The following is a 22,818-nucleotide window of genomic DNA, read 5'->3' on the forward strand; positions in this document are numbered from 1 at the left end:
CTTTTCCGACAAAAAAATAGCCACACTGCCCGGAGTCTAGCTCAGCAAACAGCGTGGTTACGACTTCATTAACTTAACTCACAACAGGTTTGAGGTAAATCAATGAGGTTACTGTATCAGTATACCACTTTCCTACCTCCTGTCAACTATTTCGACAAAAAAATTTCACTTTTTTACATTCTCTTTCATGTATTGAAGAGAATCTGGCTCTTTACGCCCTATTTCCACCATTAAGAGGTGATTTTTTTTTGAAAATAGAGTAAGATAGAATCATACTTTGGAGGAAATATTCATGAAAATTATTGTAGTTGGAGGCGGTAAAGTCGGAACAGCCCTCTGTCGTTCCCTCGTCGCAGAAAATCACGATGTCATCTTGATTGAACAAGATGAAGCCGTTGTTAATCATATTACCAAACGCTACGATATCATTGGTATTGTTGGAAATGGTGCCAACTTTAAAATTCTAGAACAAGCAGATGTGGCTGACTGCGACATTTTTGTCGCCCTGACAGAGCAGGACGAAGTCAATATGGTATCTGCCGTTTTGGCTAAGAAAATGGGAGCCAAAGAGACCGTTGTCCGCGTCCGGAATCCAGAATACTCAAATTCTTATTTCAAAGAAAAAAATATTCTTGGCTTCTCTCTAGTCGTCAATCCTGAGCTTCTAGCAGCTCGCTACATTGCTAACAGCATTGACTTTCCAAACGCCTTGTCTGTTGAGCACTTTGCTGGTGGACGAGTCGCTTTTATGGAATTTAAGATCAAAGAGGAAAGCCCACTCTGCCAGATGACCCTTTCTCAATTCAGAAAGAAATATGGAAACATTATTATCTGTGCCATCGAACGACAAGGTCAGTTAACGATTCCAGATGGGGACTTCACTTTACAAGCCTTTGATAAGATTTTTATGACGGGAAATCGAGTGGAAATTGTGAATTTCCACAATAGCATTCGTCCTCAGGTTGTTAAAAGTCTCCTCCTCATTGGTGCTGGTAAGATTTCCTACTATCTTCTGAATATTCTTAGTAATAATAAACGAAAAATCGACTTAAAAGTGATTGAAATCGATCAAAAACGGGCAGAATGGTTTAGTCAAGAATTCCCTGACCTCTATGTCATCCAAGGCGACGGGACATCAAAAGATATCCTAATGGAGGAACGCGCAGGTAACTTTGATGCCGTGGCAACCTTAACGGGCGTCGACGAAGAAAACATTATCTCTTCCATGTTCCTGAATAGTATTGGTGTACAAAAGAATATTACCAAGGTCAACCGGACCAGCTTACTTGAAATCATTGATCGCCAAGATTTTTCAAGTATTGTGACACCGAAAGGAATCGCAGTTGATACGATCATGCATTTCATCCGCGGACGCTACAATGCCCGTTATTCAAATCTTGAAGCCTTGCACCACGTCGCCAATGGCCAAATTGAAACTCTTCAATTCCAGATTCGGGAAGAAAATAAGATGACAGGCAAGCCTTTGGCTCAACTGAAATTGAAAAAAGGTGTTCTGATCGCGGCCATTATCCGAAACGGGAAAGCCATTTTCCCAACTGGGGATGATCACCTCTTGATTGGGGACCGAATTATCGTTACCACCTTAATCAGCAATATCACGAAAATCTATGATTTGTTAGAGGGGTAAGCTATGAATAAAAGTATGATTCGCTATCTTTTAGCAAAACTCCTTCTGATTGAAGCCATGCTGCTCTGTGTTCCGATTGTTGTTGCACTCCTCAATCTAAAGAATGATTTTGTTGTGAAAGATAGTCCAACTGTCTTTATCTCCCTATTTGCTACCATTGCCATCCTCCTCATTCTTGGAGGAATTGGTACCTTATTCAAGCCCAAAGATTTTCACATCTACGCCAAAGAAGGCGTTCTCATTGTGGCTTTGTGTTGGATCCTCTGGTCCTTCTTCGGAGCCCTTCCCTTTGTCTTCTCAGGACAAATCCCAAACATTATTGATGCCTTTTTCGAGATTAGCTCTGGTTTTACGACCACAGGGGCGACTATTTTAAATGACGTCTCTGTTCTCAGCCCTTCTCTTCTCTTCTGGCGTAGTTTTACCCACTTAATCGGAGGGATGGGGGTGTTGGTTTTTGCCCTAGCAATTATGGACAACAATAAGAACAGCCACCTCGAAGTGATGAAGGCAGAAGTTCCTGGCCCGGTATTTGGTAAAATTGTATCCAAACTCAAGAATACAGCTCAAATCCTTTACTATCTCTATCTGGCCCTCTTCTTCCTCTTTGTCATTATCTACTTCTGTGCTGGCATGCCCCTGTATGATAGTTTTATCATTGCCATGGGAACAGCAGGAACTGGTGGATTCACTGTCTTTAACGACGGGATTGCCCACTACCATTCGACTCTCATCACCTATCTGGTCAGTTTCGGAGTCTTGGTCTTTGGGGTTAACTTCAACCTTTACTACTACATCATGCTTCGCAAGTTCAAAGCCTTTTTCGGCGATGAAGAACTTCGTACCTATTTGATGATTGTCGGTGTTTCTTCCCTACTGATTGCCTGCAACATTTTGCATCTCTATCACAATTTTGCAGATAGTTTTGAAATGTCCTTTTTCCAAGTGTCCAACGTCATTACCACGACTGGATTTGGTTTTGGCAATACTGTTGATTGGCCGCTCTTTTCTCAGTTCCTCCTCCTCATGCTCATGGTGGTTGGTGGATCGGCTGGGTCAACTGCCGGGGGGCTGAAAGTCATTCGTTTCTTAATTCTAGCTCGAATCGGGAAGAATCAAATTCGTTCGACCCTCTCTCCCAATCGGGTGATGACCCTGCATGTGAATGGCACAGCCTTGGATAAGGATACCCAGCACAAAATCTTAAAATACTTCGTAGTCTATACCTTGATTATGATCTCTCTCATTGCGATTGTCAGCTTTGATAGCAATAATTTTATGACGGTCGTCAGCGCTGTCTTTAGTTGCTTTAACAACATCGGACCGATGATTGGAACAACGGATACCTTCGCGATCTTTAGCCCAATCTCTAAGCTCCTACTATCGATCGCCATGATTGCAGGACGGTTGGAAATCTACCCTATGTTACTGCTCTTTATGCCACGCACTTGGTCAGACCGCTAAAAAATAAAAGAGGCTGGGACAAAAGTCCTAGCCTCTTTATTGTCTTTGGATTGTCGAGCAAGACGCAGTGGTTGAGTGGGCTCTACTACGCTGATTTCATCAGCTTTTACAGCCCTACTCAACTGTGCGGAGGTGGGACGACGAAATCGAATTCTAACCAATTACCGATTTCTGTCCCACTCTCTTTTTCTTTGCTCTGAGTGAGACTTTTGATTAAAGTATGTTCGATCTTAATTTTTGCCTTTCTCTTCCTCTTCTAGGTGGCTCCTCAGACTGAAATGATCTGGAACTGGATCCACTCCCGTCTTGCTCCAGGGATGGCAACGGAGAATCCGAGCAAGCCCCATCAGAATCCCTTTTAAACCATGCCGTTCAATAGCCTGAATCATATAGTTGGAACAGGTAGGATTATAGCGACAGGAAGGCGGAAAGAGGGGCGAAAGAAGGCGTTGATAGAGACGAACAAGTCCAATTGCACATTTCTTCATTATTTTTTCGTCTTTGTCACCGCAAGAGTATGCAATTGGCTGATTTCTTTCTTATTGAGTCGGCGGTATTCACCAGGGCGAAGTCCAGAAACGTCTAGATTTCCAAATTGGGTTCGAGACAATTTATCCACCAAAAGGCCAACAGCTTCAAACATCTTCTTGACTTGGTGATTGCGCCCTTCATGGATGGTCAATTGGACAACTGAGCGATTCTTTTCTGGGTCAACTTTTAGAATCTCGTAGGTTGCTGGCTTGGTTTTTTTCCCATCAATGGTCACACCACGTGTCAAGGGACGCAAGTTTTCTTTATTCGCCAAGCCCTTCACACGCGCAACATAAACCTTATCAATCTCATTACGCGGATGAATCATTTCATCCGTAAAATCACCGTCATTGGTCAAAATCAGGACACCAGAAGTATCCCAGTCCAAACGACCGACAGGATAAATCCGTTCCTTGACTTGAGGTAGCAAATCAATAACAGTTGGTCTCCCTTTATCGTCGGATACACTGGAAATGACCCCTCTTGGTTTATTTAAGAGGTAGTAAACCTTCTCTTCGTTGTAGATTGGTTGTCCTTCTACTTCTACCTTGTCCCCCGACTTGATCGTCGTCGCCAATTCGCGCACTACTTGACCATTTACAGTGACAAGGCCTTGCTTAATCAATTCCTCTGCTTTGCGGCGACTTGCGACACCAGCATGAGCAATATATTTGTTAATTCTCATCAATTTCCTCAGTTCTTTCTGTAAATAATTGGCTTTCTTGACCGATTAACTCAGTCTCTTCAACAATTGGTAGCTCGTCTAAATGGTTAATCCCCATGTAATCCAAAAAGTAATCTGTCGTCACATAGAGATTGGGTCTCCCAATGACTTCCTTCTTCCCATCTTCTCGAATCAACTCAAAAGAAAGTAATTTTGAAATGGCCCCACTAGAGTTCACTCCACGAATATCATCGACTTCAATCCGAGTTATCGGTTGTTTATAAGCAATGATAGATAGAGTTTCTAAGGCGGCACGAGAGAGACTTTGGTTCATTGGCGACTTTGAATACTCGCGTAACAGCTCTGCATATTGGGACTTGGTCACTAATTTATAAGTTGACGCTGTCTCCAACAAAGCCATACAAGAATCCTGATCCTGCTCATACTTTTGGGCCAGTTTTTCTAAACTTTGAATCACTCCTGTAGGAGGAAGGGATAGGAGGTCTGCAATCTGCCTCACTGTTAAACCATCTTCTCCTGCAACAAACAAGAGGGCCTCCATCTCTGCAATTTTACTCATTCTTTAATCCTACTAAAATAATATCTCCAAATGGTTCTTCTTGAAGAGCCTCAACTTCTTGTACTTTAATCAACTCCAAAGTTGCCAAAAAGACAGTAATCAGTTCGTTAACATCCTTGGCTTCTTCAAAAATATCTTGTAGCAAGATTCTCTTACCAGGCTGACACAAGCGACGAACCTCATTCATCAGGTCTTCAATTTTATACTCATCTCGGACAATGGTCGTATGATTTTGTCGAAATTCTTCTTTCTTTTTCGTCAACAATTTTGAAAAGGCTAAGAAAAGATCAATCGTGGTCTTATCATGGACCAATTCTGCATCATCATAGACTAATTCCGTTTTTGGTTTTGAAAAGTACTGGGCTCTCTCCTCGTGTTGAAGAGCCATCTTTTCACCCAATAATTTAAACTTCCGGTACTCTTCGATTTGAGACAGGAGGTCCTGCTCTAAATCTTCTTCATCCGTTGCTTGCTCCGCAATTTTGGGAAGGAGACGCCGACTCTTAATCAAGGTCAACTGACTGGCCATCAGCATGTATTCACCAGCGACCTCTAAGCGCATGGCTTGAAGGGTCGTCAGATAAGCCAAGTACTGCTCGATCACCTCAATCAGAGGGACCTCATAAATATCCATCTGATATTTTGAAACGAGGTGTAAGAGAAGATCCAGGGGACCTTCAAAATCCTTTATTTTAATATCCATTACTTATACTTTTCTAGGGTTACTAGGGTTTTTAAACCTAGCTCTCGGGCGATGCTAAACAGATCCATCCCCTGCTCTCTTTGTTTTAAAATATATTGTTCCCGTAAGGATTGCGCTGAAAGATTTTCAAAACCTTTTTCCATTAGGAAGGACTCTAATTGACGGAAGCCCCACTGACGCGAATAGGGCTTGCCCTTGTTATCAAATAAATACGTCCCAGTCATCAAATCTGTCAACTCTCCTAAAAGAGCATCCGGAATGCGCAAGACCCGTTTCTGTCCTTCTTTCCCTACACGTAAAACCTGAAAATCGAGTTCAATATCAACGATTTTCAACTGAAGAATTTCACTAGGTAACAAGCCCATCTCGACAATCAAGAGGGCAATCAAGCGTCCTTGGGATTGGTCCGATCCTTCCCACAAAAGGGATAAATCCAATAACTCTTGATCGTGGCTCTTGGACACAGAAACTTTTGGAAGGACCAAGCGATGGTAATCCTCAATAACCTGATGTTGATAAAGATAAAATAGAAATTGATTGACGGCAGAAAGCTTCCGTTTTTGAACAGCTGGTTTAAAATCCTTAATCGAAGCTTGATATATTCGAAGATTGGTATCTGAGACATGGTTATGAATCGTATCCACGAACTGATCCAAATCATAAGAATAGGCCGCCTGCGAATTTTCACTTAAGTCTTTTTCTTTGATAAAACTAGCTATGTATTCTTTCATATTTTCCTCATCTCGTATTCATTTGAGAAATTGTGCATGAGGGAGTTGATGGCTTTTAAAATGGATTTTCGAGTAATGATTCCTTCAAAGACTCCATCCTCTGAAACAACCGGTAGAAAGGATTCCTCTACCAACTTATGCAAGACTTCTGTCACAGTATAATCTTTCCCTAAGCGCTCTCCATCCGTTTTTGTCATATGAACGATGTCCATGGATGAAAAGACTTCATCAGAATAATCATGTTTCATTTGGTAAGAAAGAATGTCTGTTAAAGAAATCGTCCCTACGTACTTCATCTGATCGGTCACAACAGGAACACGAGTGTAGCTAATTTGACTGAGCACCAAGATAGCATGATCCACATTGTGCGTATCAATCAAAACAGCTAAATTGCGCGCTGGAGTCAAAAAATTTTTTTCTTCTCGAAGAATAAATTCCTCAAATTCCTTAGCGATCATCGATCAAACTCCTTTGTAAGAGGTTCATAAACCTCATGTTTCCGATTTAAAAACTCAACTCGATAGGAATCTGCATCAATTTCCACTTTAGCATAGAGGCACTCTTGAATAGGCCCCCTCGGTAAACTGACTGACCCAGGGTTCAGAAAAAGGGTACGCCCTTCCTTCCAAGCATCCGGAATATGCAGATGGCCATAGAGGCAGATATCTGCATCTTCTTCCTGGGCCCAAAAATCTAACTTTTGAAAACTAAAATTAATTTGGAAAAGATGGCCATGGGTTTGAATGATCCGAGTAGGACCCAATTGCGTCACCAAACGTTCAGGGTACTCCCCATAAAAGTCCATGTTCCCTTTGACAACATGAATGCCTTCCCATACAGGATCGGTACTTTCTAACTCAGAATCCCCGTTGTGAAAAATGGCATCGACCTTTCCTTTATAGTGGTTTTTGATCTCTTCTACAATCTGACGATCACCATGAGAATCGCTCATGACGATGATTACTTGTTCTGCCATGCTGGGAATACCTCCACTAATTTCTTCACGGCTAAAGCTCGATGCGATTGTTGATTCTTTTCCTCTAGAGTTAGTTGGGCAGATGTCTTACCTGTTTCTCCAACTAGAAAGAGGGGATCATAGCCAAACCCGTTTTCACCTTTTGGTTCAAAATTGATATATCCTGGCCAATCCGCCTCAACAACCAGGCTTTCCTTACCAGGACTGGCAACGACTAAGGTTGTGTGAAATTTAGCTGACCGATCCTTCAATTCAAACACCATCGCCAACTCATGTAAGAGCTTGGCATTGTTCTCTAAATCAGTCGCTCCCACACCTGCAAAGCGAGCAGACCAGACACCTGGTAAGCCCCCAAGGATGTCAACCATAAGGCCTGAATCATCCGCCAAGACCATTTTCCCTGTTAGCTGTGAAATCGTCTCAGCTTTTAGGCGAGCATTTTCTTCAAAAGTCATTCCTGTTTCAACTACTTCTGGAAGATCAGGATAATCATTGAGATTCTCCACTTCAAAGCCCATTTGCTCAAAAATCTGACGAAACTCTTTGGTTTTTCCTTCATTCCGAGTAGCGATTAACAAGCGATCCTTGAGGCCTTCCTGCCCCAAAAAATCTGCAAGTGGAAGACCATTTTGGGGCAGATAAACCGAGAGCAATTGTTCTCCTTCTACAATGAGAAGGGCTCCTTGGCGTTGCACGATTTCAATTTTCCGGCCTAGTGTTTCCTCCACGATTTGAAAGAGGAAGGTTAAAAACTGCAAACTAGAGGCGTAACGGACAACTGTAACATTCAGCGGGAAGCCCAAGTCTGTGTCTCCAACTAGTGATTCTACTAAGTCAACAAGCTCAGAAGCTTCTGAAGTGACTTCACTATATTCGTTATAGTCACTCCGCTCTCCCCATTCAGCTAGAAACCAATTTAAGGCATCTTTGTATTCATATATCTTTTGGTTCATAATTCTACATGCTCCACATGAACGACTTGCTGCAACCAAGTCTTGGCAATCGCTGCAAAACTGGCTGCATTGGCCGTTGTATAAAATTGATGGTGGCAATCCTCCAATTGGCGACTGCGATTAATCTCAAAGTAGTTGAGTAAGACCGAGATATCCCGGACACACTCTGCCCCGCTATCAATTAATTGAACCTCTGGCCCCATGACATTTTGGATAATAGGACGAAGAAGAGGGTAATGGGTGCAGCCCAAAACCAGCGTATCTACCTTCCCGGCAAGGGGTTTCAAGGTTTCATAGACGACTTTTTTTGTAACACTGGACTGCAACTCATTGGATTCAACCAAAGGGACAAATTTCGGACAAGCTAAACTCTCTACTGCCATTTCTGGTGACAGGCTTTGAATCTTCTTACGATAAATATCTGAGGCGACTGTCATCGGTGTCCCAATTACGCCAATTCGTTTGCTTCTCGTCGCCTTGATCGCTGCGGAAGCACCTGGTAAAATCACTCCTAAAACAGGGATATCCAAGGCTTCTTTTACCTCTTCCCATACAACAGCTGTCGCTGTATTACAGGCCAAAACAATCATCTTCACATTTTTCGTTAGGAGAAAACGAACCATCTCCCAAGTATAATCACGAATTTGATCTGCTGGTCTCGGGCCGTAGGGTGCTCTGGCGGAATCACCAATATAGACGACCTCTTCATGGGGTAGTTGTCGCATCAATTCGCGTACAACGGTTAACCCTCCGACACCCGAATCCAAAAAACCAATTGGTCGATTGTCCATCTGCCTTCCTTTCAAAACAAGGGACTAAGAAAAATCTTAAAGTCCCCCTACTTATTTTATTGTGTAATCAGTCTTGCTTTTATTTCTTCTTCGTATTCAAAGATGCTTTTTGTTGGTTCAAAATTTGACGGTAAACTTGTTGTACCTTCGCTTCACTTGGACGTTGACCGCTAGCTCCCAATAAGGTACGAACCGCTTCAACATTCAAACGTGGGTTTGATGCAAATTCTTTTTCAAACTGCTTGCGAAGTAGGTACATACCTGCCAACATCCCACCAAAGAAAGCAAGGATAATCAATAAAATTGTCAAAAATGTAGACATAAGTGTTTTTCTCCTAAATTCAATATTTACACATTTTCTATTATACCAAAAAGGCACTATTTTTCAAAGTCAAAGCCATACAATGTTGCAAAGTAATCCTCTGGTTTTTCGGCCCGTCGGATGAGACGAGCTTGGCCCGATTCTTCTAATAAAATCTCGGCAGAGCGAAGCTTGGCATTGTACTGATAGCCCATGGAATAACCATGCGCTCCTGTATCATGGATGACCAAGAGATCCCCAATCTCAGAGATAGGAAATTCCCGATTCTTGGCAAATTTGTCATTGTTTTCACACAAACTACCAACAATGTCGACTACTTCTGTCTCACCTTCTGGACGATCGAGATTGGTGATATGGTGGTAGGCCCCGTACATAGCAGGACGGAGGAGGTTGACAGCCGAAGCATCTACTCCTAGATAGGTCCGATAAGTCTGCTTCTTATGGGTGACATGGGTGACTAACAAGCCATGTGGTGCCAACATGAAGCGGCCTAATTCCGCATAGATTTTCACTTGATATAAGCCAGCAGGGATTAAAACAGCCTCGTAAGCACGACGAACACCCTCCCCAATCACAGCGATGTCATTCGGCTGGTCTTCTGGTTTGTAGTTCACTCCAACCCCTCCAGAAAGGTTGACAAAGTCCAAGGTCACCCCTGTCTTTTCAACAACTTCTACAGCCAACTGGAATAATTGCTTAGCCAATTCTGGATAGTAATCATTAGAGACGGTATTTGAAGCCAAGAGGGCATGAATCCCAAATCGCTTAACCCCCAAGTCTTTTAACTCACGGAAGGCTCGGATCAATTGCTCCTTGGTCATGCCGAACTTAGCCTCCTCAGGGTGATCCATGATATCCGTCCCCAGTTCAAACACCCCTCCTGGATTATAGCGGCAAGAGATAACCTCAGGTAGAGTCGCAACTGACTGTAAAAAAGCTACATCTTCGTAGGCATCCAAGTTGATAGTCGCTCCTAGTTGACGGGCAAAGACCATCTCTTCAGCCGGCGTATTATTCGAAGAAAACATAATCTCTTGGCCCGTAAATCCTAATTTTTGAGCCATCAACAATTCCACATAGCTAGCACAATCCACGCCACATCCTTCTTCTTTGAGGATTTTTAGGATGACTGGATTAGGGGTTGCTTTGATAGCGAAATACTCTTTAAAGCCTGGATTCCAAGAAAAAGCTTGATGGAGGGCACGAGCTGTCTGCCGGATCCCAGCTTCATCATATAGGTGAAAGGGAGTTGGATAGGTTTCAGTAATTTGTTTTAATTTCTCCCTGCTAATAAATGGACGTTTCATTTGAAGATTCTCATTTCTATCAATTTTCTTTAGTATATCACAAGTTTTCCAACAAAAAAAGCCGGTTCCCCGGCTCTTTCTATTAATCATTGCGTCTAAAAATACGTAAGATATTGATGAACAAGTTGATAAAATCAAGATAAAGTTCCAAAGCCAAGGCAACTACCCAACCATTGGTTGGTTGACCATTGGATTGTTCATAGACATAACGAATCTTTTGGTTATCCCAAGCAGTCAAACCTGCAAAAATAATCACACAAATGATGCTAAGGACATAATCCATACCAGAGCTTTGTAAGAAAATATTCGCAATTGAAGCAATGATGATACCAATCAAGGCTCCCATAAAGGCTCGTCCCATTCCAGACAAGTCTTTTTTGGTCACACGACTAATCGCTGACATGATGAAGAACATCAAGGCACTGACTACAAAAGCTTTATAAACTGTCGCTTGAGCATAGCGAGCAATGATAAAACTCAAGGTAAAACCATTCAAAGCGGAATAGGTTAAAAAGAGAGGCAAGGCCATGGGATTGTTTTTCACCGATTGTCTAGAAGCGACAAGGACTAAAATCAATTCAACGGCAATGGCAATATAGTAGACCCATGGAGCCTGAATTAGAATATACATGAAGGTTTCTTGGAAAAGGGTCATCATCAAAGCTGATACAACAGCTGAGATTCCAACTCCAACTCCGACTAGAGAATAAATTTTGCTATAAAAGCTATTAAGGCCACTTTGTTCGTGGATAACGGTTTGTTGATTCATAATCAATCATTCCTTTCAAACTTAAATTATTATGATTTTAACATTTTTCGATGGAAAAGTCTCCTCTTTGACCACTTTTTTCTCATTGGTTCTGAGGCTTTTTTGATAGCCCAGTACTTATCGACCATGGTCACGAGGAAAGATTCTTTGTAACGTGGTGGAGCAAGCGTCAATCCCCACATGTGTTTGAGGATGATATCCTCTTCTTTTTTATTGAGGCTTGTTATCTTTTTTGCATTTCGTACAGCTATTCGTGGATGGACCCAAGCATGGCTCTTATTGAATTTGACTTGGCGCCAATCATAGTAAAAAAGATCGTGCAGAAGAGCTCCTCTCGCTGTACTTTTGGTATCCCAGCCCATCTTCTTAGAAATGCGGTAACTAGTGTAGCTAACATGAATAGAATGCTCCAAACGATTGGAGTGAATATGATGCGGAATTTCCTTTAATTTTTGAAGTTTTGGGTGTTGAATCAAATGCCCCACTTCAGCCATATATTCTTTATCTTTCTGATACACAAGTCTTACCTCCTTAAATCTAACTAGCTCACTCTTCTTAAATCATAGAAAACATTAAAATCCCTGCTGCAACTGCGACATTCAGACTTTCTGCTTGACCCGGCATCGAGATATGAATCAGCTGATCTGCCTTCTCAGCCATCTGGTCACTAATACCTTGTCCTTCATTCCCCATGACCAGCACAAAAGCAGGGACTTTTTCCACTTTCTTATAGTCAACGGAGTCCTTGGATAAGGTGGTCGCATAGATGGGGAGCTGGCTCTCTTTAATACCTGTCAAGAGTTGCTCTCTGTTTAAACGGATAACAGGAAGATGAAAATGACTTCCCTGCATGGAGCGCAAGGTTTTCATATTATACAAATCCGCAGATTGATCGGTTAAAAACACTCCGTCAAAGCCTGCTGCATCAGCAGTCCGAATCATGGTTCCAACATTGCCTGGATCTTGGACATCCTCTAACAACAAATACCTTCCTTGGGTCAGCTGAAGATGGTGGATCGGATTTATCTTGACTTCAGCCACAATTCCTTGAGGACTTTTTGAATCAGAAATTTCTGCTAAAACCTCAGGAGATACGATGGACACCTTCGCATCTATCTTGATCTTATCTACAAACTCTTCCAAAACAAAGACTTGTTCAATCGGTGCCTGATGATTGACAGCTTCTTCATAAAGATGCCATCCTTCGATGAGGTAGGAGTCTGTTCTGTATTTTTTTTGATGAAGTTTTTTAACTTTTTTAATCCCATTATTGGACTTAGAGGTTATAATATTCATAAGACTATTATACCACATTCACAGGAGGAGCTTCTCCGTCCTGAGTAGGAATTCAATCACAAGGAGAACAAGCATGCAAAAAGTTGAAATGACAGCCCAAGGTCGGGTCCAAGGTGTTGGCTTTCGCTGGGGAGTTTATAGCTTAGCATTAGAAATCGGAGGCATTACAGGTCGGGTCTGGAACAATGATGACGGCACAGTCACTATCCTTGCCGCCTGTGAAGACAATGCCCTCATGGCCAAATTTATCCAAGAAATACGAAAAGGTCCTACTCCTTTTTCCAAAGTTTCTTATCTGGACGTCCATCTGGCAAACTTCGAACCCTACAAAGATTTTAAAATTTCAAATTAAGTCCAGAGAACTATTGTTAATTTGATAAAAAAACAGTAGAATAGAAAGGTATTATTTAAAATTAAAGGATAAAAACTCGTGAAAAAATATAAACGTTATCTACTTGCAGCCCTCAGCTTGTCTGCCCTCCTCCTCTTAACGGGATGTGTCAGCATTGACAAGACGACCAAACAACCGACCGGTTTCGTCTGGAATCTCATTGGAAAACCAATGGGAGAAGCCATCAATTTCTTTGCGACGGATCTTGGACTTGGCTTTGGTTTAGGGATTATCCTAGTAACCGTAATCGTTCGAATCATCATCTTCCCTCTAGGTATTTATCAATCTTGGAAGGCAACCTACCAATCAGAAAAGATGAACTACCTCAAACCGATCTTTGCACCGATTCAAGAACGCATCAAAAATGCAGAGACTCAAGAAGAAAAACTTCTTGCCAACTCTGAATTGATGAATGCCCAAAAAGAAAACGGCGTCAGCCCATTCGGCGGTATTGGATGCTTGCCCTTGTTGATTCAAATGCCATTCTTCTCAGCTCTTTATTTTGCAGCTCAATATACTCCAGGAGTCAACAAGAGCAGTTTCCTTGGCATTGATCTCGGTTCAAAAAGTCTGGCTTTAACCTTAGTTGTTGCTGTTCTTTACTACATTCAAAGCATGCTCTCTCTCCATGGTATCGAAGATGAAACCCAAAGAGAAACTATGAAGAAAACGGCTCTCATGAGTCCAATTATGATTGCAGTCTTCTCTTTGATGGCACCAGCTGGTGTAACCCTCTACTGGGTAGTCGGTGGTTTTGTACAAATTATTCAACAATTTGTCATCAACTACCTCATCCGTCCAAGATTGCGGAAACAAGTTGCAGAGGAATATAAAAACAATCCTCCAAAAGCTCCAGCATCCAATGGACGTCGCGTTAAAAAGGATATCACACCTACCAATCCAGCCAACGCTCATCGTTCCCTTCCAACTAACGGAAACAAAAAACGAAATGCTGGAAAACAACGCAAGCGTAACTAATACATACAAATAGGCTGAGATAATATCTCGGCCTTTTCCATTACTATAAAAAAAGAGGCTGGGACAAAAGTCCTAGCCTCTCAATTGTCTTTAGATTGTCGAGCAAGACGCAGTGATTGAGTGGGCTCTACTACGCTGCTTTCATCAGCTTTTACAGCCCTACTCAACTGTGCGGAGGTGGAACGACGAAATCGAATTCTAACGAATTACCGATTTCTGTCCCACTCTCTTTTTATTCTGTTTTTTCAACGTTCAAGATTTTCACTTGGTAGCTTCCTGCTGGAGTTTCAATCGTCACAGTATCCCCTGTTTTATTACCAATTAAGGCATGACCAATTGGACTTTCATTTGATATCTTACCAGCAAAAGCATCCGCTCCCGCTGAACCAACAATAATGTAAACTTCTTCTTCGTCTTCACCAATTTCTTGCACAGTGACAGTTTTTCCGATCGCTACTTCATCAACAGCGACAGCATCACTATCTACAATTTCAGCATAGCGAATCTTTGTTTCTAGGCTGGAGATTTGCCCTTCAACAAAAGCCTGTTCGTCTTTAGCTGCTTCGTATTCACTGTTTTCTGAAAGGTCTCCGTATGAACGAGCAATTTTAATCCGCTCTACAACTTCTGGACGACGAACTAATTTCAATTCTTCTAATTCAAGTTCTAACTTTTGCTTTTCAGCAAGGGTCATTGGATAGGTTTTTTCTGCCATATTTATTTCTCTTTTCTCTTTTCTATTATTTTTTTCGAACTAAAAAGGTGTGGCATGCCACATCCTCCTTAGTTTGAGCTGCTTTCTGTTAATTTGCTATTCACGTGTTCTTCCACGTTTTTAGTGTGTTCCTCAAAAGTTTTCGCAAAATAGACTTCCCCTGTCTCTACATTTGCGACAAAGTAGAGGTAGTCTGTCTTGCTTGGGTTGACGGCTGCTTCAATTGCAGAGAGCCCTGGACTATCTACTGGACCAGGCATCAAACCAGTATTCTTGTAGATATTATAAGGTGAATCAATATTGGTGTCAATCGTTGCGTCTTCTTTCAGAGTCGTCTTCTTGCCTAATTGACCTTGTGCGTACAAGATGGCAATATTACTTTGAAGAGGCATATCTTGATTCAAACGGTTATAAAAGACACTGGCAATATCCTTGCGGTCTTTATCTGTAGCGCCTTCTTTTTCAATCAAAGAAGCCAGAGTCAATGCCTCATTGACATCAATGTTTTTAGCTTCCATAGTGTCATAGTAGGCTGAAAGATTTTGGTCCATTGCAGCTAACATTTGGTCCACAAGATCTTCCATTTTACTATCTTTTCCATAGCCGTAAGTAGCTGGGAAGAGATAGCCCTCTAAGCGATAGCGTACCCCACTTTCTTTGGACGGTAAGGTTGCTAGTAACTTAGGATATTTGGCTACCATCTTTTCAATAAAAGCATCATCTTGGATTACTTTTAAGAATTCTTCTTGCGTATATGGAGTCTTGGCACCAGATTTAGAACTAGCATCCACAGAAACCACTTGCGCGATTTGATCAATTGTGTAGCCCTCAGGAATCGTAATTTTTCCTAAGACCGGTGGTTCCGGAGTTTTGGTCCCTTGCTCTTGCAATTTTTGAATAATGGTCTCTAGATCCATACTCTTTTGTAGATTGAAATAACCGGATTGGAAGTTTCCATAATTCTTAAACTTGGTGTAATAGTTGAAGAACTGACCATTCTTAATCAAGCCTTTTTTCTCCAAGATAGTCCCAATTTCACGATTGCTAGATCCAGCAGGAATTTCAACGGTTACAAACTCTGTAGACTTGACATCCATTGCATTTAAGTTAGATCGAACATAGGTCACTGCGAAAATTCCAGTTGCAACCATTAAGACAAAAAGAATTCCTAGAACCGTCAAGACGATTCGTTTAGCAATAGTATTCTGTTTTTTCTTTTTCTGAACACGTTGGTCACGATCCTTGCGCGAAACACTAGATACCGGGGTTTCTTTTTTCGAAACTTTTACGGGCTGACTTGAGACTTCTGGTTCTCGAGTTGGCTCTTGAACTGGTAGAGGTGTTTCTTCTTGAGTTTCATCTTCTCTACCTTTAAGGTCGGGAATTTCCGTAACTTCTGGTACTTCTGCTTCCTCTGGAATTTCTACTTTGTCCTGAACTTCGGACTCTTCTGACACAAGTTCAGGAAGTGATCCTTCCGTCTCTTCTTCTTTGTTTTCTGGACTAGAGATTTCTTGAACAGGTAAATCATATTCTTTTTCAACCTGTACAATCTGCTTATTTGCTTCTTCAAGATCACGGAGAATCCGCTCTTTAAAGCTTAATAATTTTTCATTCTCTTGTTGGTTATCAGTCAAATACTTGACCCCCCTTGTCATAATCCTTAATATTATATCTTAAAAGGGATAGAAAATCAATAGGAACGAGGCTTGAGGGCCTCAAATCCTATTGATTACTTACTTGATGGGACCTCCCATACTAAATCGTACCAGACTTCCCCAGCATAGTTAGAGGCCGAGCGACCTTCGTTTACAAAGCCGTTCCTTTCATAATACTCAATCAAGTAATCATGACAGGTCAGGCTGATCCCTTCCCGTCCTTCTTCTAAAGCAACCCTCTTCATGGTCTCAAGCAGGGCTTTCCCAACCCCTAAGCCTTGTGCAGACTGAGCTATCGAAAGACTTGTAATGGTAATAAAACCTCCTGCTAGATGCGACTCATCCCTTACATCCACTGTAAAAGAACGGTCATCCACATATCTCTTTTGAGTAACTGGTCCTTCTAGATAGCCTAGGAGCTGGCCATCCTTTTCAGCCACTAAAAAGCTATTATGAAACGATTCGATATGTTTGGCAAGCACTGTCTCATCTATTGCTTCTTCTGGACTAAAATTTTCCAGTTCTATGGCAAGAATGGCTTCTAAATCATCAATAGTTGCACGACGAATGTTCATTTTTCTTCCTTTCTATAGGGACAGGCACCAACTTAGTTGATAGCCCTCAACTCCTTCTTCGTTATCCCCTATCTCTAGTTGGAAATCATTCATTTCAAAATACGGAATCAGTTCTTCCTGGCAGAGCACATGAATTCCTAACAAGGATTCTTGAGCTACAAGAGACTTGAGTGAGGCCAGTAACAAGGTACCAAAACCTTGTTTTCTAAAGTTTGGAAGAATTTCCAACCACAATAATTTTAAAGAGGGATTTTCGAGCTGATCCTCTGTTTGAATCAGGCAACTCCCAATCACTTGCTCTTCAAATTCCAAGACCAGGGTCCTGAATCCGTTCAGTTCTTGTCGTTTAGCACTTTGAAAAGAAAAATTTTGGGACGTGATCTGTTCGATCTCATCCCAATCAATTTCTTTAGCAAACCGAATCCTAAGGTTTGGTTGCATGGTATCTCCTTATTGAACGTTATTGGTCAAGTTCCCAAGTAAACGTTCAAATGAATATTCATAGGTCTGGATATCTCCTGCTCCCATGAAGACATAGACAGCATTGTCATGATCCAAGAGTGGAGAAACGTTTTCAGCTGTAATCACACCTGATTTCTTGATGATTTTCGCTTCTAGATCTTCCACTTTTACATCCCCATGATCCACTTCACGGGCTGATCCATAAATCTGTGCCAAGTAAACTGCATCGGCCTGGTTCAAGGCATCCGCAAATTCATCCAAGAGAGCAATCGTCCGAGTAAAGGTATGAGGTTGGAAGACCGCTACGATTTCCTTACTTGGATACTTTTGACGTGCCGCATCCAAAGTAGCAATGATTTCAGTTGGATGGTGGGCAAAGTCATCAATGATGACGGTATCGTTGACAATCTTTTCTGTAAAGCGACGTTTGACCCCGCCAAATGTTTTTAAGTGTTCCCGAACTAAATCAAGATCGAATCCAGCGATATAAAGCAAACCAACGACCGCTGTAGCATTCATGATATTGTGACGTCCGAAGGATGGGATTTGGAACTGTCCCAAATCTTCTCCACGGAAGTGAACAGTAAAGGTTGATCCAGTAGTAGAACGCAAGAGATCACTGGCTACAAAATCATTGCCCTCTTCTTCAAAGCCATAGTAATAGATTGGGGCATTAGCTGTAATCCGACGAAGCTCAGGATCTTCCCCATAGATGAACAAGGCTTTGGAGATTTGTTTGGCATAATCATTGAAGGCATTAAAGACATCTTCTAGGCCAGTAAAGTAGTCAGGATGGTCAAAATCAATATTGGTGATAATCGAATACTCTGGGTGGTAAGGCATAAAGTGACGTTCGTACTCGTCTGATTCAAAGACAAAGTACTTAGCACCTTTGGAACCACGGCCAGTTCCATCACCAATCAAATAGCTGGTATCTGTGATATTAGACAAGACATGGGACAAAATCCCTGTAGTAGAAGTTTTCCCGTGAGCTCCTGCTACTCCCATGCTGACAAAATCACGCATAAATTCACCCAAGAATTCATGGTAGCGTTGATAGGTGTAGCCTTGAGCATCTGCATAAGCAATCTCTACATTATTTTCAGGTTTAAACGCATTCCCTGCGATCAAGATTTGATCACCGGTAAGATTTTCTTCACTGAATGGTAAAATGGTAATCCCTGCCTGCTCTAAACCTCTTTGTGTAAAGTAGTATTTCTCCACATCAGATCCTTGTACAGTGTGTCCCATCTGATGGAGCATCAGAGCCAAGGCGCTCATACCTGCTCCTTTTATTCCGATAAAATGAAATGTTTTTGACATAGTTTCTCCTCCTGCTAGTCCAGATTGGTCACATCGAGTTCTTGTTTAATGGGTCTCGTTTGGATGTTTTGATGATCCTTGTTATAGATTTGACTCTTTTTCAAGAAATCATAATTATTCTTCTTTGGCTTTTCTTCTTGGTGAGACTCTTGAACCGGAAGTTCCTCTGCCTCCTCTAAAAGAATCAATTGCTCTTGTTTCAGTCGCTCGCCATATTTGATTAATTCACCTGGATTTTCTTTTTGAAAAGGAGCTGTTGGCTTCACTTTTGGTATGAAAGAAGGGGTGAATTTTTTCCGATTGGGTTTAGAGGCAATATCTGCTGTTAAATAAGGAGCCGTTCGCTTCTTTTTCAAATCAGCTCGCGCTGCTTCACGCGCCTCTTCTGCGTAGCGATTTGCCGGGCTCTTTTTATCAACAGGTTCCTTGAAATCCGGAGCCATTGGCTGCCTTCTTGACTTGGGCACTTCAAATGGTTTTTGAAGAGACTTTTGAAGGGATTTCTGATAGGGCTGCTCTGCAGTCTTTCCAGTAGCAATCGGCTCCCATTCTAAATAATTTTTATCTGTATACTCTCCAAGAATATTACTAATGAAGTCCCCGTCATCATATAAATTCATATGGGGCATTTGAGTTAGCATGATTTCATCATCTGCTACTTGTGGGAAATGCTTATCCGTCATCCTTCTTCTTCCTTTCGACACTTCATTAATTATAAACTATTCATTTTATTTTTCAAGTTATTCCACCGAAATACCCAAAATTTCCCGAATTTCTTCAATAGAAAGACTAGAGCGCGTTTCGGTACCATCTAATATGGTAGAAACTAAATGACGTTTGCTGGTCTGGAGCTCTTGTATTTTTTCTTCAATGGTCCCTCGAGTGATCATCCGGTAGACCTCAACATTCTTATCTTGTCCCATTCGATGGGCACGGCCAATGGCTTGATCTTCTACCGCAGGGTTCCACCATAGGTCAACTAGAATAACCGTGTCCGCACCTGTCAAATTCAAACCAACTCCACCTGCTTTCAAGGAAATGAGAAAGGCATCTCCTTGACCGGAATTAAAGGCATTGGTCATGTCTTGGCGTTCATTAGCTGGCGTAGATCCCGTGATTTTAAAAGAAGTCATCTTCAGAGCATCCAACTCTTTTTCAATGATATCCAACATACCCCTAAATTGTGAGAAGATCAAGACACGTTGGTTGCCGTCTTTGATCTGCTCTAGCAGTTCTCGAAGGCTATCCAACTTCCCGCTTTCCCCAGTATAATCCTCTAAAAAGAGGGATGGCGTATCACAAATTTGACGAAGACGCATCAGGCCAGATAAGATTTCCATCTTACTGCGATTGAGTTCCTCTTCAGAAGAGCTTAGAATGCGGTCTTGCATTTGCTTCAACTGAGCCAAATAGATTGTTTTTTGATCGTCAGCCAATTCATTCTTATAGGTCATCTCTATCAGATCCGGAAGTTCCTGCAAGACTTCACTTTTTTTCCGTCTCATGATAAAAGGCTTGACGTAGTGAGAAATGGTCTCTGGACTCAATTGTTTAAATTCTTTTTTACCGGGAAATAAACCAGGAAGAACAATTTGGAAAATCGACCAGAGTTCCTCCACATGGTTTTCTATTGGTGTTCCCGACAAAGCAAAAGTATGAGGAACATCGAATTTCCGTAAGTATTGAGCAATTTTGGTTTGGGAATTTTTCATGACCTGCGCTTCATCCAAGATTAAGTATTGGTACTGATTTTTTTCGTATTGCTCTACGTCCTGACGGAAGGAAGCATAACTGGTAATCGCTACCTGAGGATTGCTTGCAATAATCTCGTCGCGACTTGCTTTAAGGCCATAAATGACCTCTACTTTCATTTGTGGGGCGAACTTTTCGAACTCCTCTTTCCAATTATAGATTAAACTAGATGGAGCTAAGATCAAAATCTTAGAATCTGCTGTCACAACACTCGAGAGAAAGGCAATAGTCTGGAGTGTCTTTCCAAGTCCCATATCATCTGCCAAAATTCCCCCAAAGCCGTAGTGATTGAGCATGGATAGCCAGCGGACTCCTAGTTCCTGATAATCTCGTAGTTTAGCTGTTACTTGCAGCTTACCTAATGGAAATTGCTCTGGATGAATCAAATCATGAGCCAAATGACGAAACTCTTCAGAAAATCGGACATTGTCAGCTGTCTCAAATAACTGGGAGAGCTGGAAAGCTGCAATGCGATTGGTCTGCAACTGACCTGTTTTTGTCTTCTTTGCGCGAAGATTCAATAAGGTCTGACTGATACGCTTGGTTTCTTCATCAAAGATAAGGACCTTCCCTGTTTGACTGATGTAATAGTCATTCTTCTCGATTAAGGCACTCATGACTTGGTCAACTTCAGAAGGATCAATGGAGTCAAATTCAAAACCGATTTCAAGCAGTCGTCCACTGGTTTGAATGTCAATCTTGGGCTTCTCCACCTGATACAAATCCAACAATTTCTCCGAAGCGTCCACCTCTCCTAGTTGTTCAAATAATGGAAGGGTCTGCTGAAAGAAAGGATAGATTTGTTTAGGAAGAAGAGGAGACCGTTTGGTTTGAAAGTGATTGGTAAAACCAGCTGCCAAAATGGTTTCAAAAACCAAACGTTCCTTATCAAAATTACTGGAATAAGGCAGATTCTTAAGTTCTTGGTCAGAGCAAACGATACAATCTTCGTAGACAAATGCTACTTCTAACAACACTTCTCCCTGTTCAGATAAATCAAAAGTAAAGTGAGGTTGAAAATCATGGATATAAAAGTTACTTGGTGCTTTCACCTCACCAATTTTCCTGAATTGCTCTAAGCTATAGGTCAATTTGGTCTGATCTGACAAATCAAATTGAACATGTCTCTTCTGATCACTAGATAGGGGTAAACTCTGAACAGCCTCAATCAAAATCTTTTGCAGTGGGGAGATTTGGTAAAAATGGCCATTTACCAAAAGAAAGCGACCTTCCACCATTTTATAGGAAGCCACTTGGACCTGTAGTTCGATAAACTCCTTCATTTCCACGACTTGGAAAGAAAACAAGCCTGAATCTTCCTGGAGTTCTTGAAAGAAAACTTCCTGATAGGTATCCATCCCGACTTCAAGGGTAAAGGACGGTAAATCCATCAATAATTGCACAGCCTCTTCAAAGAAGCTCATTGGAAAGTAAAGGTGACGGCCTCCATTTGGAAAGAATAGAGCATCATGTACCGTGTCCCCCGATAATAACCCTTCTAAGAATCGTATCAAGGCGCGACTTTCAGGGTCAAAGGCCGCATAGGAAATCGGCTCGTAATAACTTTTCCCAATCGCAAAATGGGACTGCTTTCTGATAGCTTGCAAAAAAGCCACAACATCCCGCACTACATACGTTCTCTCATCCGGTCTGCGATAGATACGAAGGGTCCACAAAAACTGACCAGAATAGTCGTCCACATGACCGGTTGCTGAGAGACCAAAACGGATCTCTTTACTTTCAATTTTTGGTAGGACCTGATCTAAAAACAAACTTCCAAAGGATACTTTTTCCTTTGTTTCTTGGCTTTCTGTTGCATATTGCTCCAAACCAAGCAAGAGTTCCTTCCCTTTTTCATCATTTTTTAAAAAGGCTTCACCCGCAGCTAAATGCACACAGAATTTTTTCTTCTGGAAAAAATCACAACTACAAAAAATTGCTTGATCATCCAGGCTATATCGGAGGGAGTCATTGTCAATTCTGAAATAGAGGTACTGATTTTTCATTTCCTGTAGGGTTACTTTGCCGTTTTCATAGAGAAGGATTCCTTCTGAACGGATTTTCCCAGGAATTAATTTTGCCATATTTACCACCTTATGTTTATCTCTTTATTATAACATATCCCCTCTAAAATAGAAAAAGAAGACAAAGAATTGTAAAGAATTCAATGCCTCATTTTACCATCATCTAAGCCCACTTTTCTTTTTTTATTCAAAAAGAGGCTGGGAC

The 22,818-nt window shown here is 41.6% G+C and carries 25 protein-coding genes; 4 read left to right on the top strand and 21 right to left on the bottom strand.

Going from position 1 to position 22,818, the window contains the following annotated elements:
• The first annotated feature begins 292 nt into the window (after positions 1-292).
• Together trkA and N596_RS04800 are read left to right on the top strand one after the other, a co-directional pair.
• Positions 293-1,648, top strand: coding sequence for a Trk system potassium transporter TrkA (gene trkA, locus N596_RS04795; protein WP_023027148.1), 1,356 nt, complete (start codon positions 293-295; stop codon positions 1,646-1,648).
• A 3-nt stretch (positions 1,649-1,651) separates the two neighbouring features.
• Positions 1,652-3,112, top strand: a complete 1,461-nt coding sequence (locus N596_RS04800) for a TrkH family potassium uptake protein (RefSeq protein WP_023027149.1) — start codon at positions 1,652-1,654, stop codon at positions 3,110-3,112.
• A 230-nt stretch (positions 3,113-3,342) separates the two neighbouring features.
• On the opposite strand, the gene yidD is transcribed toward N596_RS04800, so the two are convergent.
• From yidD to N596_RS04870, 14 genes are all read right to left on the bottom strand, one after another.
• Positions 3,343-3,600 (bottom strand): membrane protein insertion efficiency factor YidD, encoded by a 258-nt coding sequence (gene yidD / locus N596_RS04805; RefSeq protein WP_023024092.1) that lies wholly within the window; start codon positions 3,598-3,600, stop codon positions 3,343-3,345.
• The gene (locus N596_RS04810) at positions 3,600-4,328 is read right to left on the bottom strand and encodes a pseudouridine synthase (RefSeq protein ID WP_023024093.1); all 729 of its coding nucleotides are present in this window, start codon (positions 4,326-4,328) and stop codon (positions 3,600-3,602) included. The genes yidD and N596_RS04810 overlap by 1 nt, the downstream gene beginning before the upstream one ends.
• Positions 4,318-4,887 (bottom strand): SMC-Scp complex subunit ScpB, encoded by a 570-nt coding sequence (gene scpB, locus N596_RS04815; RefSeq protein ID WP_023027150.1) that lies wholly within the window; start codon positions 4,885-4,887, stop codon positions 4,318-4,320. The genes N596_RS04810 and scpB overlap by 11 nt, the downstream gene beginning before the upstream one ends.
• Entirely contained in the window at positions 4,880-5,590 is a 711-nt protein-coding gene (locus tag N596_RS04820) for a segregation/condensation protein A (protein ID WP_023027151.1), read from the bottom strand. The genes scpB and N596_RS04820 overlap by 8 nt, the downstream gene beginning before the upstream one ends.
• A complete protein-coding gene (xerD, locus tag N596_RS04825; RefSeq protein WP_023024100.1) occupies positions 5,590-6,321 on the bottom strand; it encodes a site-specific tyrosine recombinase XerD in 732 nt (243 codons plus the stop codon). The genes N596_RS04820 and xerD overlap by 1 nt, the downstream gene beginning before the upstream one ends.
• Complete coding sequence (gene cbpB / locus N596_RS04830) at positions 6,318-6,779, bottom strand: cyclic-di-AMP-binding protein CbpB (RefSeq protein WP_023024102.1); 462 nt, start codon at positions 6,777-6,779, stop codon at positions 6,318-6,320. The genes xerD and cbpB overlap by 4 nt, the downstream gene beginning before the upstream one ends.
• Positions 6,776-7,297 (bottom strand): metallophosphoesterase, encoded by a 522-nt coding sequence (locus tag N596_RS04835; protein ID WP_023024104.1) that lies wholly within the window; start codon positions 7,295-7,297, stop codon positions 6,776-6,778. The genes cbpB and N596_RS04835 overlap by 4 nt, the downstream gene beginning before the upstream one ends.
• Positions 7,282-8,250, bottom strand: a complete 969-nt coding sequence (locus tag N596_RS04840) for a nucleoside-triphosphate diphosphatase (protein ID WP_023027152.1) — start codon at positions 8,248-8,250, stop codon at positions 7,282-7,284. The genes N596_RS04835 and N596_RS04840 overlap by 16 nt, the downstream gene beginning before the upstream one ends.
• Entirely contained in the window at positions 8,247-9,041 is a 795-nt protein-coding gene (gene racE, locus N596_RS04845) for a glutamate racemase (RefSeq protein ID WP_023027153.1), read from the bottom strand. Before racE ends, N596_RS04840 begins: the two co-directional genes overlap by 4 nt.
• A 79-nt stretch (positions 9,042-9,120) precedes the next feature.
• Complete coding sequence (locus N596_RS04850; RefSeq protein ID WP_006595782.1) at positions 9,121-9,363, bottom strand: YneF family protein; 243 nt, start codon at positions 9,361-9,363, stop codon at positions 9,121-9,123.
• A gap of 56 nt (positions 9,364-9,419) precedes the next feature.
• Entirely contained in the window at positions 9,420-10,670 is a 1,251-nt protein-coding gene (locus N596_RS04855) for a diaminopimelate decarboxylase (RefSeq protein WP_042361198.1), read from the bottom strand.
• 82 nt (positions 10,671-10,752) lie between these two features.
• Positions 10,753-11,439: a Bax inhibitor-1/YccA family protein gene (locus tag N596_RS04860; RefSeq protein WP_023027155.1), complete on the bottom strand. Its 687-nt coding sequence runs from the start codon at positions 11,437-11,439 to the stop codon at positions 10,753-10,755.
• Between the two features lie 29 nt (positions 11,440-11,468).
• A complete protein-coding gene (locus N596_RS04865) occupies positions 11,469-11,933 on the bottom strand; it encodes an HDIG domain-containing metalloprotein (protein WP_042361431.1) in 465 nt (154 codons plus the stop codon).
• Between the two features lie 61 nt (positions 11,934-11,994).
• Positions 11,995-12,735 carry a TrmH family RNA methyltransferase gene (locus tag N596_RS04870; RefSeq protein ID WP_023024117.1) on the bottom strand — a complete coding sequence of 247 codons (741 nt, stop codon included), beginning with the start codon at positions 12,733-12,735 and terminating at the stop codon, positions 11,995-11,997.
• A 73-nt stretch (positions 12,736-12,808) separates the two neighbouring features.
• Between N596_RS04870 and N596_RS04875 the strand changes: the two genes are divergently transcribed.
• Together N596_RS04875 and yidC are read left to right on the top strand one after the other, a co-directional pair.
• Positions 12,809-13,087, top strand: coding sequence for an acylphosphatase (locus N596_RS04875; RefSeq protein ID WP_023024118.1), 279 nt, complete (start codon positions 12,809-12,811; stop codon positions 13,085-13,087).
• A gap of 78 nt (positions 13,088-13,165) precedes the next feature.
• Entirely contained in the window at positions 13,166-14,104 is a 939-nt protein-coding gene (gene yidC, locus N596_RS04880) for a membrane protein insertase YidC (protein ID WP_023027157.1), read from the top strand.
• A 232-nt stretch (positions 14,105-14,336) separates the two neighbouring features.
• Here yidC and greA read toward each other — a convergent pair whose 3' ends face one another.
• The 7 genes from greA to N596_RS04915 form a co-directional block, all read right to left on the bottom strand.
• Positions 14,337-14,819 carry a transcription elongation factor GreA gene (gene greA / locus N596_RS04885; RefSeq protein ID WP_023027158.1) on the bottom strand — a complete coding sequence of 161 codons (483 nt, stop codon included), beginning with the start codon at positions 14,817-14,819 and terminating at the stop codon, positions 14,337-14,339.
• Between the two features lie 68 nt (positions 14,820-14,887).
• The gene (gene mltG / locus N596_RS04890) at positions 14,888-16,489 is read right to left on the bottom strand and encodes an endolytic transglycosylase MltG (protein ID WP_174705369.1); all 1,602 of its coding nucleotides are present in this window, start codon (positions 16,487-16,489) and stop codon (positions 14,888-14,890) included.
• Positions 16,490-16,551: 62 nt separating this feature from the next.
• Positions 16,552-17,052: a GNAT family N-acetyltransferase gene (locus tag N596_RS04895; protein WP_023024124.1), complete on the bottom strand. Its 501-nt coding sequence runs from the start codon at positions 17,050-17,052 to the stop codon at positions 16,552-16,554.
• A gap of 12 nt (positions 17,053-17,064) precedes the next feature.
• The gene (locus N596_RS04900; protein ID WP_023027159.1) at positions 17,065-17,493 is read right to left on the bottom strand and encodes a GNAT family N-acetyltransferase; all 429 of its coding nucleotides are present in this window, start codon (positions 17,491-17,493) and stop codon (positions 17,065-17,067) included.
• A 9-nt stretch (positions 17,494-17,502) separates the two neighbouring features.
• Positions 17,503-18,837: a UDP-N-acetylmuramate--L-alanine ligase gene (gene murC / locus N596_RS04905; RefSeq protein ID WP_006595771.1), complete on the bottom strand. Its 1,335-nt coding sequence runs from the start codon at positions 18,835-18,837 to the stop codon at positions 17,503-17,505.
• Positions 18,838-18,851: 14 nt separating this feature from the next.
• A complete protein-coding gene (gene zapJ / locus N596_RS04910; protein WP_023027160.1) occupies positions 18,852-19,520 on the bottom strand; it encodes a divisome accessory protein ZapJ in 669 nt (222 codons plus the stop codon).
• Positions 19,521-19,577: 57 nt separating this feature from the next.
• Entirely contained in the window at positions 19,578-22,673 is a 3,096-nt protein-coding gene (locus N596_RS04915) for a pilus expression-regulating Snf2 family helicase (protein WP_023027161.1), read from the bottom strand.
• Between the last annotated feature and the right edge of the window lie 145 nt (positions 22,674-22,818).

The sequence above is a fragment of the Streptococcus ilei genome (assembly GCF_000479335.1).
In the GTDB taxonomy this organism is placed as follows: domain Bacteria; phylum Bacillota; class Bacilli; order Lactobacillales; family Streptococcaceae; genus Streptococcus; species Streptococcus ilei.

What these genes read in the sequence shown, in the direction of transcription:
- trkA (WP_023027148.1), top strand. Translation starts at nt 293, where the DNA reads ATGAAAATTATTGTAGTTGGAGGCGGTAAAGTCGGAACAGCCCTCTGT.
- N596_RS04800 (WP_023027149.1), top strand. Translation starts at nt 1,652, where the DNA reads ATGAATAAAAGTATGATTCGCTATCTTTTAGCAAAACTCCTTCTGATT.
- yidD (WP_023024092.1), bottom strand. Translation starts at nt 3,600, where the DNA reads ATGAAGAAATGTGCAATTGGACTTGTTCGTCTCTATCAACGCCTTCTT.
- N596_RS04810 (WP_023024093.1), bottom strand. Translation starts at nt 4,328, where the DNA reads ATGAGAATTAACAAATATATTGCTCATGCTGGTGTCGCAAGTCGCCGC.
- scpB (WP_023027150.1), bottom strand. Translation starts at nt 4,887, where the DNA reads ATGAGTAAAATTGCAGAGATGGAGGCCCTCTTGTTTGTTGCAGGAGAA.
- N596_RS04820 (WP_023027151.1), bottom strand. Translation starts at nt 5,590, where the DNA reads ATGGATATTAAAATAAAGGATTTTGAAGGTCCCCTGGATCTTCTCTTA.
- xerD (WP_023024100.1), bottom strand. Translation starts at nt 6,321, where the DNA reads ATGAAAGAATACATAGCTAGTTTTATCAAAGAAAAAGACTTAAGTGAA.
- cbpB (WP_023024102.1), bottom strand. Translation starts at nt 6,779, where the DNA reads ATGATCGCTAAGGAATTTGAGGAATTTATTCTTCGAGAAGAAAAAAAT.
- N596_RS04835 (WP_023024104.1), bottom strand. Translation starts at nt 7,297, where the DNA reads ATGGCAGAACAAGTAATCATCGTCATGAGCGATTCTCATGGTGATCGT.
- N596_RS04840 (WP_023027152.1), bottom strand. Translation starts at nt 8,250, where the DNA reads ATGAACCAAAAGATATATGAATACAAAGATGCCTTAAATTGGTTTCTA.
- racE (WP_023027153.1), bottom strand. Translation starts at nt 9,041, where the DNA reads ATGGACAATCGACCAATTGGTTTTTTGGATTCGGGTGTCGGAGGGTTA.
- N596_RS04850 (WP_006595782.1), bottom strand. Translation starts at nt 9,363, where the DNA reads ATGTCTACATTTTTGACAATTTTATTGATTATCCTTGCTTTCTTTGGT.
- N596_RS04855 (WP_042361198.1), bottom strand. Translation starts at nt 10,670, where the DNA reads ATGAAACGTCCATTTATTAGCAGGGAGAAATTAAAACAAATTACTGAA.
- N596_RS04860 (WP_023027155.1), bottom strand. Translation starts at nt 11,439, where the DNA reads ATGAATCAACAAACCGTTATCCACGAACAAAGTGGCCTTAATAGCTTT.
- N596_RS04865 (WP_042361431.1), bottom strand. Translation starts at nt 11,933, where the DNA reads ATGGCTGAAGTGGGGCATTTGATTCAACACCCAAAACTTCAAAAATTA.
- N596_RS04870 (WP_023024117.1), bottom strand. Translation starts at nt 12,735, where the DNA reads ATGAATATTATAACCTCTAAGTCCAATAATGGGATTAAAAAAGTTAAA.
- N596_RS04875 (WP_023024118.1), top strand. Translation starts at nt 12,809, where the DNA reads ATGCAAAAAGTTGAAATGACAGCCCAAGGTCGGGTCCAAGGTGTTGGC.
- greA (WP_023027158.1), bottom strand. Translation starts at nt 14,819, where the DNA reads ATGGCAGAAAAAACCTATCCAATGACCCTTGCTGAAAAGCAAAAGTTA.
- N596_RS04895 (WP_023024124.1), bottom strand. Translation starts at nt 17,052, where the DNA reads ATGAACATTCGTCGTGCAACTATTGATGATTTAGAAGCCATTCTTGCC.
- N596_RS04900 (WP_023027159.1), bottom strand. Translation starts at nt 17,493, where the DNA reads ATGCAACCAAACCTTAGGATTCGGTTTGCTAAAGAAATTGATTGGGAT.
- murC (WP_006595771.1), bottom strand. Translation starts at nt 18,837, where the DNA reads ATGTCAAAAACATTTCATTTTATCGGAATAAAAGGAGCAGGTATGAGC.
- zapJ (WP_023027160.1), bottom strand. Translation starts at nt 19,520, where the DNA reads ATGACGGATAAGCATTTCCCACAAGTAGCAGATGATGAAATCATGCTA.
- N596_RS04915 (WP_023027161.1), bottom strand. Translation starts at nt 22,673, where the DNA reads ATGGCAAAATTAATTCCTGGGAAAATCCGTTCAGAAGGAATCCTTCTC.